A 16,788-nucleotide genomic window follows, 5' to 3' on the forward strand; every position below is an offset into this window, starting at 1 on the left:
GTTTACTCCTTGCAATCGTTGATACAATACGCACGTAATTAATATTGCCATTTTGCCAGAGGTTACGAGGACCTACCATGAGCATAGCCAAACTTTGTCTGAAAAAGAACGAAGAAAAACGTATTAAAGGGGGGCACCTCTGGATTTACAGCAACGAAGTGGATACAGAAAAAACGCCGCTGAAAAACTTCAGCCTTGGTGAAGTGGTAATGATTGAGTCAGCAAACGGTCAAGCGCTCGGAATTGGTTATGTCAACCCGCATGCCCTATTGTGTGCGCGATTGGTCAACCGCGATCATAAGCGACCGTTGGATAAATCGCTGTTTGTCCATCGTATTAAAATCGCATTATCATTGCGCGAATCACTGATAAACGAACCCTATTATCGCCTGATTTACGGTGAAAGCGATGGACTGCCTGGATTAATCGTTGATCGATTCGGCGAACATCTGGTAGTACAAATTAGCACCGCCGGAATGGAAAACTTAAAAAGCGATATAATCGATGCGCTAACGAAGGTTTTAAAACCGGCTTCCATTTTGTTGCGAAACGACAGCAATGCACGCAAGGCCGAAGACTTGCCGCGAGAGTTAGAACAAGCTTGTGGCGAAACGCCGGAGCAAATTGTGATCCGCGAAAACGATACCCAGTTTGCAATTTACCCACACACAGGTCAAAAAACGGGTTGGTTTTACGACCACCGCATCAGTCGACGCCAAATTGCACAATACGTAAAAGGTAAGCGCGTGCTCGACGTATTCAGCTACATCGGTGCGTTTGGTATTCAAATGGCCAATGTCGGTGCTGAAGAGGTCTGGTGCATTGATATTTCGGGCAAAGCGCTCGATGAGCTGGAACACAACGCAAAATTGAACCAAGTGGATGATCGCATCACTTGCGTTGAAGGAGACGCCTTCACAGCCATGACTCAATTAAAGCAGCAAGGTGAAAAGTTTGATGTCGTAATCGTGGACCCACCTGCATTTATTAAAAAGAAAAAAGATCATAAAGCTGGTTTGAATGCCTATCGTAAAGTCAACGAAGCAGCGATTCGACTCCTCAACCGAGACGGCATCTTACTGTCGGCCTCCTGTTCGATGCATTTAAAAGCGAACGAGCTGCAAGATACGTTACGCGCCAGCAGCCGACATTTGGATAAAACTTTACAAATCATCGAGCAATGCCATCAAGGGCCGGATCATCCAATCCATCCGGCGATTGCCGAAACGCAATACATCAAAGGGTTTATTTGTCGCGTGCTTGGAAACTAAGTTCTAAGTTCTAAGTTCTAAGTTCTAAGTTCTAAGTTCTAAGTTCTAAGTTCTAAACAAGGATGTTTAATAACGACAGTAAAATCCATTTTTTCCTCAGCTTTTATTGCTTGCCAGTCGAAGCCTGCAATACCGAGTTGGCCGTTGCAACTGCGTCTTTTAACAATAAATTGTTATCCAATTTTGCCGATACCATCTGTACTTCCAATTGCGTCTTTTCTGAAAGCACACGGCTCTTCAGCAACATCTTTAATTCATCCAATTTATTCAGCTCTAACAAAGCGTGATACTGAATGTGATGACTGATCACTTCGGCGCGTTTCACGGCTTGCTGCTGATACTCAATTTCCCGGATCTGCTGTTGACCACTTTGTACACCCCAGAAATAACCCACCACTGCTAATGCAGCAGCAAACACAATATAAACGATTTTATCCATACATCCTCTTCGATGTTATTTTTGTTATTCGCCTTCGGCTTTCAATTGACGCCCCAACAATTCGTATGCCTGTTGCTCTGGGTCGGCACCTTCATGAACAATGCGATAGATTGCCCATGAAATCGGCATATCCACCTCATACTTTTGAGACAATAAAGTCGCTTGATGTGCATTTTTGGCGCCTTCAACAACTTGACCAATCTGTTTGATGGCCGCATCTACCGGTTGACCATGACCCAACGCCAAACCAAAACGACGATTACGCGATTGATCATCGGTACAGGTTAAAACCAGATCTCCCAAGCCCGCTAACCCTTGAAAAGTCTCAGGCTTACCACCCAACTTCAAACCTAATCGCTGAATTTCGGCTAAACCACGAGTAATTAACGCCGTTCGAGCATTTGCCCCAAACCCCATACCATCGGCGATCCCCGCGCCAACTGCAATGATGTTTTTCAATGCTCCAGCTATTTGAACACCCACCAAATCATCGCTGGTATACACTCGAAAAGAACTATTCACCAACCGGTCAGTTAAATCTGCCGAGAACTGTTCATCGTTTGACGCAAGTGTAATGGCAGTCGGCATGGCCTTAGCCAACTCTTGAGCGAAGGTTGGCCCAGACAAAACAGCCAAGGGAGTGTTGTCACCCAGTTGCTCTAAAGCAATTTCATGTAGGAAACGTGCACTACCTGGTTCCAATCCTTTACATGCCCAAACCAGACGAATTGTTTTTCCCGTAATCGACTTCACTCGACTTAAGGTTTCGCTAAATGCAGAACTTGGCGTGACCACCAAAACGTCTTTTACATCAGTCAGTGCATGTTCAAGATCGTTGGTGACTTCTAAAGTGGAAGGAAACTGCACATCAGGAAGGTACTTCTGGTTACAACCATCGCGTTGCATTTGCGCAGTTTGTTGAGCATCGCGACACCAAAGTCGAGTTGGATTACCGTTTCCCGCAAGAAGAATCGCTAACGCGGTACCAAAGGAACCAGCCCCTAGTACCGCTATGGGCGAAAACTGCTTTGGTGCAGTCGACACGTCGATTACTCAGCGGTAGCCGCACCTTCGGACTGTGCAGCCTGTTGCTGTTGTTGCTCGAGTTGAGCGCGGAACAATGCATCAAAATTAACAGGCGCCAAATAAATCGGTGGGAATCCACCTTTATTGATCAAACCAGAAATCACTTCACGTGCATAAGGGTATAGTGTTTCTGGGCAGAAAGTGCTTAGCAGATGGCGTAATTGCGCGTCGTTTAAGCCTCGAACACCGAACAATCCAGCTTGTTGCACTTCAACCAAGAACCCCGTTGTTTCTCCAGAAGCAGCGGTCAAAGTAATGGTCAACAACACCTCGAAAAAGTCGTCACCTACTTTGCGTGACTTGCTGTTCATTTCCATTTTAATTTCTGGCTTGAAGTTGGCATCTTGAAAAATCTCTGGGACATTTGGCGCTTCAAAAGAAACGTCTTTGGTATAAATCCGTTGAATACCAACTTGAATGCCATCGGCAGTTTGTGCGGTAGTTTCTGCGCCTTCGGGTTTTACTTCTACTTGATCAGTCATAGTTTTCTCACTTATTACTTCTTTAAATATTGACACCCTGTCGAAAATTGACCCTTGTCATTATCTACCTGGGTCCTACAGGAGCGATTTGCTGAAATTGATGAATACGGGAATCTCAGCTTACAAACTCGATTACAGTTTGCTTTGTTTACGAATGCAGATGAGCTTAGCTACGTACGACCGGTAAATTTTCACCAGCCCACGATTGAAACCCTCCAGCCAATTTATGCACTTGTTCAAAGCCGGCTTTTTTCAGCTTGGTACAGGCAGCCCCCGACTGCATGCCATTCGCACAAACCAAGATTATGGGTTTGCTTTTGTGCTTTTCAAGCTCTTTGTGACTTTCTACCAGTTTTGATTGCGGAATATTTTTGGCACCGGCGATATGGCCTTTGTTAAAATCGGCAATAGGTCGCATATCAACCACCATAGCATCCTGTTTATTAATCAAATGCGTCACTTCTTGAGGCACCAATGACTTGATACCATTCGACATATGCTTTATTTGCGCCAACAAGAGAGCAATCGCTACCACGACCCAGGCACCGGTCAAAACTGGGTGATTGGTTAAAAATTCGATAAATTGTTGCATAAGATCCTTAACGTGGGGACATTCGCGTTGATTCTGGGGCTGGCATTATGCGCAAAAATCGAAACAGGTGCAAAAAACTCTGCAACCCTTTGATTTAACTCAGATGTGAGGAGCGAGTTGCGATTAAATTTAAAATTTATTTTCTTCCGGTTAATTGAAATTTGACCGTCTTTGCTCGAAACTCGAAGCTCGTCACTGACGAGCTCACTCAACAGCTTTAACTCTTAAAGTCGCGCCATCTACACCTACGACTTGAATTTTAGCACCTTCGGGCAGCTCTTCATCCGCTTCAACGCGCCAAAACGTATCGTCCAGCTGGACACGACCAATACCATTTTTTAACGGCTCTCCCAATATCGCCTTACGCCCAACCAAAGAAGCCGAACGTTGATTGAGCGTTGAGTACTCCTCGGTGACCGATTCGAGACCTTTTTTCTTAGAAAGTTGACGCCAACCAAAAAAGCTAACCAAAGAAAGGGTGCCAAACAATAAAAACTGCAACTGCCAGCTAATATCCGGAAATACCCATTGCACCAAGCTAACTACGATAGCCGATACGCCCATCCACAAAAATAAAGTGCTGGGAGCCAACATTTCAAGAATAAGGAGCACAAAACCAAGGCTCAGCCAGTGCCAGTATTCAATTTGCGAAAACCACTCAACCATTTACGGTTCTCCTATCAAGACTTTTGAAAGGCATTTTTTGCCAGTTCAGCAATACCGCCAATAGAGCCAATCACAGAGCTGGCTTCCATTGGCATAAATACCAACTTTTCGTTAGGGGAGCGGGCAAATTCAGCCATGGCTTCGACGTACTTTTGCGCAACAAAATAGTTGATCGCGTTTAAGTCTCCTTTTGCAATGGCTTGAGACACCATATGCGTCGCTTTGGCTTCTGCTTCAGCCAAGCGTTCTCGCGCCTCGGCTTCAAGAAACGAAGCTTGTCGCTCACCTTCGGCACGACGAATTTCAGCCTCTTTATCCCCTTCAGCACGTAATATCGCCGACTGTTTTTCGCCTTGCGCTTCTAAAATTTGTGCACGTTTGATCCGCTCGGCTTTCATCTGTTGCGCCATCGCATCGACCAAATCTTTCGGCGGTAAAATATCTTTGATCTCGATACGCGTAACTTTTACACCCCATGGGTTGGTCGCCTGATCAACAATAGTCAGAATGCGAGCATTAATTTGATCCCGTTTTGATAGCATCTCATCCAAATCCATACTTCCTAAAACGGTACGAATATTGGTTTGCACCAGGTTCTGCATTGCACGCGTTAAGTCATTCACCTCGTAAGTTGCTTTGGCAGCATCAATGACTTGATAGAAGCAAACGGCATCGATGGTTACGGTTGCGTTATCTTGCGAAATCACCTGCTGCTCGGGAATATCCAATACCTGCTCCATCATATTCACTTTCGCACCCACTTGTTCGATTAGCGGCGTGATCCAGTGTAGTCCTGGTGGCAAGCTGCGGCGGAATTTACCAAAGCGTTCGATGTTGTATTGATAACCTTGCTTAACTTGTTTAATTCCTAGGAAAAGCAAGATCAACAAAAAGGCCAAGATACTTATAATTGTTACTACAGCGTCCATTGATTCTTCCTATTGAGAATTGTTATTTAATGGGTACAGTCTAGCGGAGAAAACATTTATTACAGCAAGGAAAGACAGAAAATGATAGAGAAATATTTGGAAGAAGTGCTCACAAATAGCTCATTTGTGAACACTTCAAATATGGTTTAATGGCTTGAATTTCTACGACGCACTAACATTAAGAGCAACATGACGGAAAGATAGTTCATACTTCCGGCTTCTACGCCAATTAAAACGACACCCGCAAGTAAATACAACAAGTTTTGAGTGTCTTCATCTTTTGGCTCTGGAATATCTTCACATACAGCCTGTGTATCCTTCACGTTGATGCTCCAAGAGTTTAACGAGCCAGTGTCCTCAGCAACAGAATCAATAATAGTTAAAGTCCAATCACCTCTTAAATCTTCCCCGTTGAAGTCGCTTAAATTTCCGACACTTGCAAAGTCACCCGGTATATTACCAACGATATCGTCCGTTGGATTATCTGATTCTGGAGAAAGCAGAATGACTTCCGTTCCAGCTGGAGAAGTGAGTTTGACCACAAGATCGCCAATAAAGGTATGACTAATATTTAAATCTATTGTGATGTTATCGTTAATTTCTAATGTTGAATTTGAAAAGTTGATTACGGATCGGATGCCATCACTATCGTTATCTGGAATGTCGCTTAGAGTAGCGTTGCTTTCAGAAGTGACCGCTCGTGTACCAGTATCCAATGATAAGCGAAACTCTTTCGACAAAGGAGTTACTGGATCCGTTTCAAGTTCGTAGTCCACAGCAAGAGTTAAATCAATATTATCACCACACGAAAATGCACGAGGCACGGTCATGATAAAGTTGTCGGTATTAGACCGTGTCGTGTAAGGTCCGATACTTGTGTATTCACTTTTAAAACTCGACAACTGAACGCTTTGAGTGGAGCTCGTTAATGTTGCTTCAATATTCGATATCGCAAACGGATGCTCATTTAAAACTGGGATTTTAAACTGAACGGCTTCCCCTGGATCGGCCGCACCATTACTTCCCCCTTGCTCATATACGACATCTTGTTGATAAATAGTATCTGAAGTCATATTCATGGTCTTAAACCAGTTATAAAAAACACTGGCATGAGGGCCTTCAGGAAACAACTCCACCGCGGCTTTTAGTGTGGATGCTGCCAAATCCGGCATGGTAATTCCGTATCCCAGTCCAAACTGCCCTTCCAAAACAATCTGATCAACTTCTTCACGAGACTGGCCTTGATTAACGAGCTCTATGAGTGACTGGAACAATGGCGTTGACCAAAGCTCGTCACCTAATTGCCCATTAACGACTTCATGCGCACCATAGGTTTCAGTTGGTTCGTACCGATAGTCCACTTGATTCAGAACCCTGCCTGGCCAAGTATCGTCGCTATGACCATCCCACGTCATTACCCAGTTGGGATGAAAGGATTGCCCATTGGGTGTGCTATAGCTATAAGAGCCTGCCCAATAGTCTCCAAAACCTTCACCTATTGCGCCCGTATCACCGCCACCCCAATTTGGATTAATTCCATAGTGAATCGCATGTCCATATTCATGCAGTATAACATCCGCATCCTCATTATCGGGAATGCCTCCATGCCCAAAAGCCAGCCGATTAGATGCTGGAAAATAAGCAGAGTTATCGGCTCCACTTTGGCCATCCGCATCAACCTCTATCGGTAAGTTTTGAATCGCCAAATCACCGACATAACCTAAGCCTTGAAGATACCGTTGATTTTGATCGACATGATAGTAAGACATAACATCATAAAATGAAGATTCACCACGTTTTCCGCTCCACATTGCGTCATTAGTCGTGCTTGGGCGTGTGTCCGGAAATTCAAAATCTATAATCTGTACATAAGGCCCAATTAAATAATACAAGCCTTCTTGTTCATTAAAAGTAACATCCTGTAGTGTGACGGATAAATACGCGGCTTCAAACTCAGAAGGATCCGAACGAAGGTTTAAGTTTTCATTATTCAATGTGGTGCGTGGATCAGGATCAAAAACGAGTCCTGTCGCATCAGCCATCATTGATGCGCTTGATTGACCCACTTGATTTTGTTTTAGCGTCTTCAACTCTTCGAGTGCTTTACTCAATGGCTTAATATTTTTTAATTTAGGAAAAGGTTTAATCTTTTCCTTTTGATTTTTTTGCTCCGATGCATTTTTAAAAGGCACATTTCGCCTCTCTGTTTTCAATACTTTTCCGGTATTCGCATCAATGAACTGTATCCAACTGCCATTAGGATCTGTGATCTCGAGTGTGACTTTATAACTTAAAATTAATTGAGAGCCCTGCGGCAAATAAACAAGTTCGGCTTGAGGTTCACCAATAAGATGACCTTGTGGCTGAAAAAACACCCAACTTTTTTCCAGTGCGTCGTAACGATTCAGCACGGCTTCAACTTTCGCATTTTGTCGAATATTTGAACTGACTTTCAAGGTGTTGTTATAAAACTTATCAACCCGCCCAGACTTTTTATTGACCGAAACAGCAAACGTCTTACTCCATACTGGAATATCATTGACGTACTGTTGAAAATGGAAGTGTTCAGCCATCAGGCTGGATTTTTTATACGATAACCGAAGGTCATCGGAAACCTCTTCAATGCCAAACACTTCAGCCCGCTGCTTAAGCATGGAAAGCACAGACGTCTCAGAGGCCTTGTTCAATTGATAATCGGAGTCTGACGGCAAGACAGTGAGTTTACTGGCGGTTTTGGAATTGGCGATGGTGTTGGAGGTAAAGCCAAAGGCTAACGCTAATGAACAACTCAGAACTAAAGATTTGTTTTTTAAAAAAAGCATATCAGTGTGAATATTGGTTTTATACTGGCTGCATCATAATATCTAATAACGACCAAAGGCAAAGGTTGGGGGTTAAATGCGCATTATTCACACCACCCCCTTCCGCTGAATGCGTTGATGTCATCCAATAAATCACCGCTCGAAAACGCAAAAAGAGCCAATGTTAGCTCTTTTTGCGATTGGACAACTTAACGATTATTTACGCCGACTCAGTCCAAGTAAGAGCAACAAACTCATGACAATACCCAGCCCACCACCACTGGAGCCGCCATTTCCACTACCTGTATTGGATGATGAATTGTTCACTGTGACGACAACATCACTCGTGCTTGCAGCACCAGAGGCATCGGTAACCGTTACTTGAAAGCCAAGTTGAGTGGCAGTATCCACTTGCGGTGCAATAAAACTTGCAACATCACTGCTTGCATTGGTGATAGTGACAGATGGGCCAGAAGTTTGCGACCAGCTAAAACTGAGGTCATCGCCATCAGGATCATAAGAAGCACTGGCGTCCAGTGTTACAGCAACACTCTCCTCCACATCGATATTGGTTTCTGCAAGCACGACTGTTGGGGTTTGGTTACCACCACCGCCACAATTTGCAGGTCCACCTGCATTCACGGCCCAACTGTTCAATGTTCCAGTATCTTGACTCGCACCGTCTACAACAGTCAATGTCCAGCTGCCAGACAAGTTTTCTCCTTGGAAAGCATCGAAACTCTGAGCTGGTGTAAAGTCACCAGGGAAGTTTCCAACGATATTGTCGGCACCTCCACCACTTTGCTGCCATAGCACAACACTGGTGCCACCGGGTGAAGTTAACGTTAATGTTAAATCACCAATATAAGTATGGGTAATATCAACATCGACACTAAAATTATCATCTATAACCGTTCCAGCTCCAGATAAGCTCAAGTTATCGCTCACTCCAGCATTGTTGCTATCGGGTATGGATGCATTCGGAGTGGACACTTGGCTCACTTGCGAGCGAGTACCGGTGTGCAGTAAGTAATTAAACGTGCTGTTTTTCGCGCTTCCGTTTTCTGAATAGCTCACGGCTAAAGATAAATCAATACTTGCCCCACAGGTGTGTGACTCAGGAATGGCTACTTGGAATGCTGTACTATTATTCTGACTTGCTTGCGCGTTAATGTTCGGATAATTGCTTTCATAACTAGGTAAAGTAATCCCCTCTGTCGAAGAAGTTAATGCTCCTGTTACAGAGCTTAATGTGTTTGGACCGCTGTTTAGTAGAGGAATAGTTACTTGTACAGTTTCACCCGGATCAGCAACATCATTATCTCCTGAGTTACTGATAGTCATTCCATTTGATTTCAATGAAGCCTGAAGAATACTCATTTCCATAAACTTATCAAAAAAGACATTGGCGTGAGGTCCATCAGGATATAATTCACTTGCAGCCTCGACAGTAGCTGCGGCTAAGTCAGGCATTCTTAATCCCGAGCCCAATCCAAATTGAGCTTCCAGAATAATTTGATCCACTTCCTCCCGAGTACGCCCTAAATTTATCAACTCAACTAACGATTGAAATAATGGTGTGGACCAGAGCTCATCACTCAATTCTCCATTGACCATTTGATGCGCGCCATAAGTTTTCGATGGATCGTAAGTATAATTAGTGCGGTTCATCACCCGGCCACCCCAACACGAACTGTGGCCGTCCCAAGTGTAAACCCATTCTGGATGAAACGTTTGCCCATTGGGAGTACTGTAACTGTAAGAACCGGCCCAATAATCTCCGAAACCTTCACCCATTGCACCGGTATCACCACCGCTCCAATTATTGTTGATCGAATAATTAATGGCATGACCGTATTCGTGCAAAATCACATCGGCATCTTCGTTATCATCGACACACCCATGACCAAAAGCCATTCGATTGCTGCTCGGGATAAAATGAGAATTATCGTTACCGTCCACACCATTGGTATCCACTTCAATTGAAACTGACTGAATACCTTTTTCACCTGTAAACCCTAACGATTGCATATAACGCTGATTTTGATCGATGTGAAAATACGTCATTGCATCATTAAAGGCGTTGTCACCTCGAGTCGCTGTCCAGTTACCATCAGTCGTAGTGCTGGGTGCCTCGCCATGAGATGCCTCTCCGGTTTCAAAATCGGCGATGGTGATCCATGGCCCAACAAGACTGTAAACACCATTGGTCAGAGTGACTTCTTTTAACGTTCGAGTAACATACGCATTTTCAAAACTCGCTGCTGGCGAATTATCCACCAAAGAATCATCATTTAACGTGGTTCTCGGATCAGGGTCAAAGACCAATGCAGTGGCATCAGCTAAAACTTTTTCTGCATCGCTATTGGCTTTTTTCTTAGATAGTTTTTGTTTGAACTCGTTTAACACTTCAGAAAAAGCACGAGCGTTTGGATTATTTTCGAAGCGCCATTTACCGTTAGGAGCGCTATCGTTTGCATTTTTAAAAGTAGGTAAATCGGTACGCTTAACAGAAAGTACACTCCCATTGTCCGCATCAATGATATGTTGCCACTCCCCTCCAGGCGCATTGGTGTATACGTGGGTTATATAAGCTAATTTCAATTGTCCGGCCATAGGAACATAAAATAACTCAGCCTTCGGCTCTGCCAATAGCATGCCTTCTGACTGCAAATTAGACCATGCTTTATTCAACGCGGTATCCGCGTCGATAGAGTGCTTACCTAACATTCGCTCAGGTTTTGACTCAAAAGTATGGTTAAAAACCTTCACTCCCGAATTCACTTTATTTTTAATCGAAACAATCACCTCGCCTCGCCATACGGGTATGCCATTGTATACTTGATTAAAGTGAAAATGTTTAGCCGTTAAGCTTTCTTTAACATGAGAGAAAGTAAGGTTTTTCAACTCTGTTTTTAAACCCACCAATTCATTATTTTGCTGAAGTAACTTGATTACTGCTTCTGGATGATTAATTTGTTGAGTTAAATTACTTGGTAGCCGGATGATTTCTGGTTTGGCTCCTGCCGACAGGGCAGAGGAAAATAACAAACCACTGGCAACTATTTTTACTAAAGGTTTCATTTTAAAAGTCATACTAAACATCTCTTATTGTTTAATTAATAGTTCGCTAGTAACGTAAATTTTAAATCCGTTTTGAAAGGAATCACCGACTCTGTCATGTACTCGAAATTAGACAGATAATAGGATGATTTTGCCCCATTGTTATCAACGTGATTGATATAGTTGAAATCAGTTCGTTGTTTTATAAGTACAGGCAATCTTTCGCTATGCACGTTTAAAAACGAGTCATAAATTCAGGTTCAGAAATGGAGCGTTTTTGAGTCGTTGCAGTTAACAATAAGTCCGAAAGGTACAATATCGATAATTTGACAACCCGTCGTTAACAGAAAATTTGCAAATTAATAAACAGGGTTAAAACTCGAAAGCGACTCCTAAATCTCTTGATTCAGGAGTCTAAAAGTCAAAGGTGTGTATCAACAGGAACTATTGCACGTTATTTATGTGAATAATGCCAATTCAAAAAATCCGAAACAGTCATCCAATCATAATGTTCCGCTAAATAAGGCAATTCCTTTTCCAATAAAGAAATGGTCGTTCGATAAGGATGGCCGATCAGCACCACACTGCCACGTTTATCGGCAATGGCCAAGGCTTTTACGAGTTGTTGCTGAACGGTTAACTTTTTATTGTCTGGATCAAGAAAAACATCTCGACCCAATGTCGGAATTCCCGACTGTCGTGCTTTGCGAAATGCTACTGATTGACTCGCTGTTCGGCTATCGACAAAAAACAGTTTTTTTTCTGCCGCATACTGCATCAACCACTCCATATGCACTTCTGACTGAGTCAGTAAACTGCCCATGTGATTGTTAAACCCCGCAACATGAGGAATCTGGCTTAAATTATCTTTAAATACTTCAAGCGTCTGGTGTTGATCGTATTCGCTGTACACGGCACCTTCACCTAACAAGTCGGGGCGTGATGTAGCTTCCATTGGAAAATGCAACATAACATCGTGACCTTTGTTATGTGCTTGTTCGGCCAATTTACGCGCAAAAGGGGTGTTGGGAAGAAAAGCCAAGTTCAATGCGACTGGCAAATCAACAATGCGCTTACCAAGACGATAGTTGTCTCCTAAATCATCCATAATCAATAACACTTTAGGCTTCTCTGGCGGTACAATCCATTCGCCTTTATCAATGGCAAACAATGCCTGCCCCCAACACAACAGGGCTAGTAACAGCAATCTAAACACAATATAAATTGAATCCGAAATTTTACGAGGGATAAATTAGGCTATAGCTTACTTTGCACCTGCTCATTGAGCAACACAATTGCCTGATTAAGCAACCAGTCACTTTTATTCTCACCATCACTTTTTACCAAAGTCACATCAGGTAAAATGCCAGTGCCCTGAATACTACGACCTTTGGGTGTAAAATATCGTGAAGTGGTCAACTTAATTGCCGCATTGTGTCGAATAGGTAGAATCGATTGAACAACCCCTTTACCGTAGGATTTTTGCCCTATGACCAAAGCACGTCGATGATCTTGCAAAGCACCCGCAACAATTTCCGAAGCCGAAGCAGAACGTTCGTTGATCAGTACGACTAGAGGCACTTGTTCCAGTTCGTCACCAGGATTGGCAAAATAACGTTGCATACTGTCTTGTGTACGACCTTCAGTCGACACTATCACACCACTATTCAATAACAAATCAGCGACATCCACCGCAGCCCGCAACACTCCACCTGGATTATCTCTTAGATCCAGCACCATGCCATTAAGTGCTTTTCCGGATATTTTGCGCCGCACTTCTTTTGCCAATTCGTAACCGGTGTCGCGTTGGAACATCGACAGTTCTATATGCCAAAAACCGTCGTGTAAGTCGTGGATACGCACACTTTTCATTTCCAGTGTTTCACGAATTAAATTCAATTTGATTGGTTCACCAATGCCTTGTGGAATAATATGCAAAACAATGCTTTCACCGGCTTTACCACGCATGGAATCAATGGCCTTTTCCGCTCCTATTTCCGCAACGAACTGCGAATTAATGGCAGCAATAATATCGTTAGCACGGATCCCGGCACGTTCTGCGGGTGAGTTATCCAGCGTATTTACCACTCGCACTTTGTTGTCTTCCGCCACCACTTCCACGCCTAACCCATCGTAAATGCCATCGGATGAAGTTTGCAGATCTTGAAGATCACTTTCATTCAAGTAGCCTGAATAAGGATCGAGTGATTTCAACATGCCATTGATGGCACCTTCCAACAACTGCTTATCATCCACCTGATCAACATAGGATTGTTTGATTTGCCAGTAGGTTTCAGCAAAAGCTTTAAGCTGCTCCATAGGGAGAGAGTTTTGCGGAGATGTGTCCGACTTATCTTTAGCCCATATGGCTGAAGGTACCGAACAACTCAATAAAAGAAACACCAATATTCGCAGACTGGAGCGCACCATAACAACGACCTCAATTTGTACGACCCTATACTCACTATAGAACATCGCAAACTGCTCTGCTCGTAAATGACATAAACGAATGAGATTAAAGATAAGGTGACAGCTGGTTAGTCTTAAATGGAATAAAAACGAGGTTTGAGGCTTGAGGTTTGAATAATATTAACATTAAATCTTCAAGATTCTGTCATCTCTGTGTCCCGTATTACCGCGCATCCCCAACTCCTCGATCCTTTTTTAACCTCGGATCCACTGCATCGGATTATTTGCTTTGCCTTGATGACGAATTTCAAAATAAAGTCCAGGTGAGCGTTGACCGCCGGATTGGCCCACCGTCGCGATGAGTTCGCCAGCTTCAACCCAATCACCGACTTCTTTAAATAACGATTGATTGTGTCCGTACAAGCTCATATATCCTTGCCCATGGTCGACAATCACCAGCAAGCCAAATCCGCGTAGCCAGTCGCTGAATACCACGCGCCCATGAAACACCGCTGCGACTTCTTTTCCTTCCTCGGCGGCGATACGGATACCATTGGAACGAATGCCCTGGTTAATCGTTTCGCCATAATTTAATGTCAGTCGCCCTTTTATCGGCCAGCTAAGCTTACCTTTAACTTTGGCCAACCCTTCCAAATCTTGCTGCTGTATGATTTCACGTAACGCCTGTTGCATTTGTCGCAACAGAGTTTCTAACTCTTCTTCGTTCTCACGTAAATTCGCCAAGCGTTTATCTGACGAAGCAATACTGCTGGCTAATGCTCGGACTTCTTTTTTACGTTGTGACTTCAACCCTAACAAGCGTTGTTGTTCGGCTTTTTGCGCAGTTTCTAATAGCGCCAATTGTTTGATGTTGTCTTCCACTTGTTGTGAGACTTGCTCAAGTTCAACCAAAGTTTGCCCTAATTTTTTTATACTTTCTGTACGTGCTTTGTTTAAATATTCATAATAGGTAATGACACGACCTAACTTGGCAGGCTGCTCCTGGTTCAGCAAGAGCTTTAAATATTCCTGTCGACCGGAAGAGTAGGCACTGCGCAGTTGTTGCGACAACAATTGTTGATGATTTGCTTTCTGTTTTTGCAGCACATTTTGTTTGGCTTGATTGCTTTTCAGTGCGGCTTTTTCTTCCCGAATTTGGCGTTGAGTTGCACGTAATATTTTTGCTGCTGAATTGATCTTTTTTTCCGTTTGCTTAAGTGATTGGGCAGCACTTCCGTATTCTTTACGCTTTGCATCGAGTCGTTTTTGCAGATCTTTGATCTGTTGTTTGATCTGCTCCAGTTGTTGTCGTGTCTGTTCATTTTTACTGGCTGCAAAAGTTGTTGCCGTCATAAAACTGAACAAACTCCACAGTAAAACTGGAATGAAACGCAACTGCCTCAGAAAAACCAATGCCTGTTATCCGTTTTTCAATTGCATTAGCGCTCGGCCAGTCATTTCTTCTGGTACTTGTAGTCCCATTAAGCTCAGCAGCGTTGGTGCAACATCGGCCAAAACACCATCAGAATATTTAACTTCCGCTTCACGTCCAAAATAAATAAAAGGAACGGGGCCGCTGGTGTGCGCCGTGTGCGCTTGGCCGGTTGATGCGTCTGCCATTTTTTCCGCGTTACCGTGGTCCGCAGTAATCAGCATTTCACCACCGACTTTACCCAATGCATTCACAATACGCCCTAAGCATAGATCAATCGCTTCGATGGCTTTAACGGCCGCTTCATAATTTCCGGTATGCCCTACCATATCGGGATTCGCAAAATTCCCAATAATCACATCATAAGCTTGTGTTTCGATTGCCTTGACTAACTCATCGGTCATTAAAGGTGCATTCATTTCCGGTTGCAAATCGTATGTCGCTACTTTAGGTGATGGAATTAATTTTCGATCTTCACCGTCAAAAGGTTGTTCAACCCCGCCATTAAAAAAGAAAGTCACGTGTGCGTATTTTTCAGTTTCCGCAATTCGCAGCTGCTTTAAGTTTAATGACTGCAAATATTCACCAAGAACATTTTTGTGACGTAACGGAGGGAAAGCCGCTGGTGCATTAATATCTGCGGCGTATTGGGTAAGCATCACAAAACCGGCCAAAGCAGGTGTTTTTTCACGCGTAAATCCAGCAAAGTCCGGCTCAACAAAAGCACGCGTTATTTGCCTTGCGCGATCAGCACGATAGTTCATAAATATCAGCGCGTCACCATCGTTAATGGTGCAACGATCTCCAATAATCGTGGGCTTAACAAACTCGTCATTTTCATCGCGTTGATAAGCGGCCTTTAACCCTTCCAGTGCCGAATCAAATTGAAAGTCCGCTTTGCCTTGTGTCATCAATTCATAGGCCGCTTGCACTCGCTCCCAACGTTGATCACGATCCATAGCGTAATAACGACCACATAGAGTAGCCACACTACCTACACCAAGCCTTTCTGCTTGCTTTTCGATGGCTTTAATTGAAGCTTCAGCACTTCGTGGTGGCATATCTCGTCCATCCAGAAACGCATGGATAAAAAGTTTTTTCGCGCCTTGCTGTTTCGCCAGTTTCATCATGGCGAAAATATGCGCTTCGTGGCTGTGAACTCCGCCAGGAGAAAGCAGTCCCATAATATGAACCGCAGCATTATTGGCAACCGCTTTTTGAACAGCCGTAACGATGGCAGGGTTTTCAAAAAACTCACCATCATCGATGGATTTGCTAATTCGGGTGTAATCCTGATACACAACGCGACCAGCACCCAGGTTTAAATGGCCAACTTCGGAATTCCCCATCTGACCTTTTGGTAATCCGACATCCAATCCGGAACCGGAAATCAAAGTATGGGGACATTCTCGCCACAAGCGATCAAAGTTAGGTGTGTTGGCAGCCATAATGGCATTATTGGAGGGATCTTCACTGTACCCCCAGCCATCGAGAACCAGTAAAACCATAGGTTTGGGCATTGCAGTCATAACTCGAAGGGAACCTTATATTAACTAACGCAAGGAAATCTATTCGGCTCAGGATTATACATCAGTTACCGCTCACTTCATCCCCCTGT

13 protein-coding genes are annotated in these 16,788 nt (G+C 43.7%); 1 reads left to right on the top strand and 12 read right to left on the bottom strand.

The window, feature by feature from the left end; translation table 11 throughout:
- The first annotated feature begins 77 nt into the window (after positions 1-77).
- A complete protein-coding gene (locus tag ACTUJY_RS01820) occupies positions 78-1,271 on the top strand; it encodes a class I SAM-dependent rRNA methyltransferase (RefSeq protein WP_463614327.1) in 1,194 nt (397 codons plus the stop codon).
- 103 nt (positions 1,272-1,374) lie between these two features.
- Here ACTUJY_RS01820 and ACTUJY_RS01825 read toward each other — a convergent pair whose 3' ends face one another.
- From ACTUJY_RS01825 to gpmI, 12 genes are all read right to left on the bottom strand, one after another.
- On the bottom strand, positions 1,375-1,710 hold the full coding sequence (locus ACTUJY_RS01825; protein ID WP_463614328.1) for a hypothetical protein: 336 nt from the start codon (positions 1,708-1,710) through the stop codon (positions 1,375-1,377).
- Between the two features lie 24 nt (positions 1,711-1,734).
- Positions 1,735-2,754 carry an NAD(P)H-dependent glycerol-3-phosphate dehydrogenase gene (locus ACTUJY_RS01830; RefSeq protein ID WP_463614329.1) on the bottom strand — a complete coding sequence of 340 codons (1,020 nt, stop codon included), beginning with the start codon at positions 2,752-2,754 and terminating at the stop codon, positions 1,735-1,737.
- Between the two features lie 5 nt (positions 2,755-2,759).
- Entirely contained in the window at positions 2,760-3,278 is a 519-nt protein-coding gene (gene secB, locus ACTUJY_RS01835) for a protein-export chaperone SecB (RefSeq protein WP_463614330.1), read from the bottom strand.
- A gap of 166 nt (positions 3,279-3,444) precedes the next feature.
- Complete coding sequence (locus ACTUJY_RS01840) at positions 3,445-3,870, bottom strand: rhodanese-like domain-containing protein (protein WP_463614331.1); 426 nt, start codon at positions 3,868-3,870, stop codon at positions 3,445-3,447.
- 204 nt (positions 3,871-4,074) lie between these two features.
- Positions 4,075-4,536, bottom strand: coding sequence for an NfeD family protein (locus tag ACTUJY_RS01845; protein WP_463614332.1), 462 nt, complete (start codon positions 4,534-4,536; stop codon positions 4,075-4,077).
- Positions 4,537-4,550: 14 nt separating this feature from the next.
- Positions 4,551-5,465: an SPFH domain-containing protein gene (locus ACTUJY_RS01850; RefSeq protein WP_463614333.1), complete on the bottom strand. Its 915-nt coding sequence runs from the start codon at positions 5,463-5,465 to the stop codon at positions 4,551-4,553.
- A 146-nt stretch (positions 5,466-5,611) separates the two neighbouring features.
- Positions 5,612-8,287 carry a proprotein convertase P-domain-containing protein gene (locus ACTUJY_RS01855; RefSeq protein ID WP_463614334.1) on the bottom strand — a complete coding sequence of 892 codons (2,676 nt, stop codon included), beginning with the start codon at positions 8,285-8,287 and terminating at the stop codon, positions 5,612-5,614.
- Between the two features lie 195 nt (positions 8,288-8,482).
- A complete protein-coding gene (locus tag ACTUJY_RS01860) occupies positions 8,483-11,362 on the bottom strand; it encodes a proprotein convertase P-domain-containing protein (protein ID WP_463614335.1) in 2,880 nt (959 codons plus the stop codon).
- A 421-nt stretch (positions 11,363-11,783) separates the two neighbouring features.
- Positions 11,784-12,545, bottom strand: coding sequence for a divergent polysaccharide deacetylase family protein (locus ACTUJY_RS01865; protein WP_463614336.1), 762 nt, complete (start codon positions 12,543-12,545; stop codon positions 11,784-11,786).
- Between the two features lie 41 nt (positions 12,546-12,586).
- On the bottom strand, positions 12,587-13,759 hold the full coding sequence (locus tag ACTUJY_RS01870; RefSeq protein ID WP_463614337.1) for a S41 family peptidase: 1,173 nt from the start codon (positions 13,757-13,759) through the stop codon (positions 12,587-12,589).
- 234 nt (positions 13,760-13,993) lie between these two features.
- Positions 13,994-15,091, bottom strand: a complete 1,098-nt coding sequence (locus tag ACTUJY_RS01875) for a murein hydrolase activator EnvC family protein (protein WP_463614338.1) — start codon at positions 15,089-15,091, stop codon at positions 13,994-13,996.
- Between the two features lie 66 nt (positions 15,092-15,157).
- Complete coding sequence (gene gpmI / locus ACTUJY_RS01880; protein WP_463614339.1) at positions 15,158-16,699, bottom strand: 2,3-bisphosphoglycerate-independent phosphoglycerate mutase; 1,542 nt, start codon at positions 16,697-16,699, stop codon at positions 15,158-15,160.
- Positions 16,700-16,788: the final 89 nt, after the last annotated feature.

The sequence above is a fragment of the Pleionea sp. WD8-19 genome (assembly GCF_055326765.1).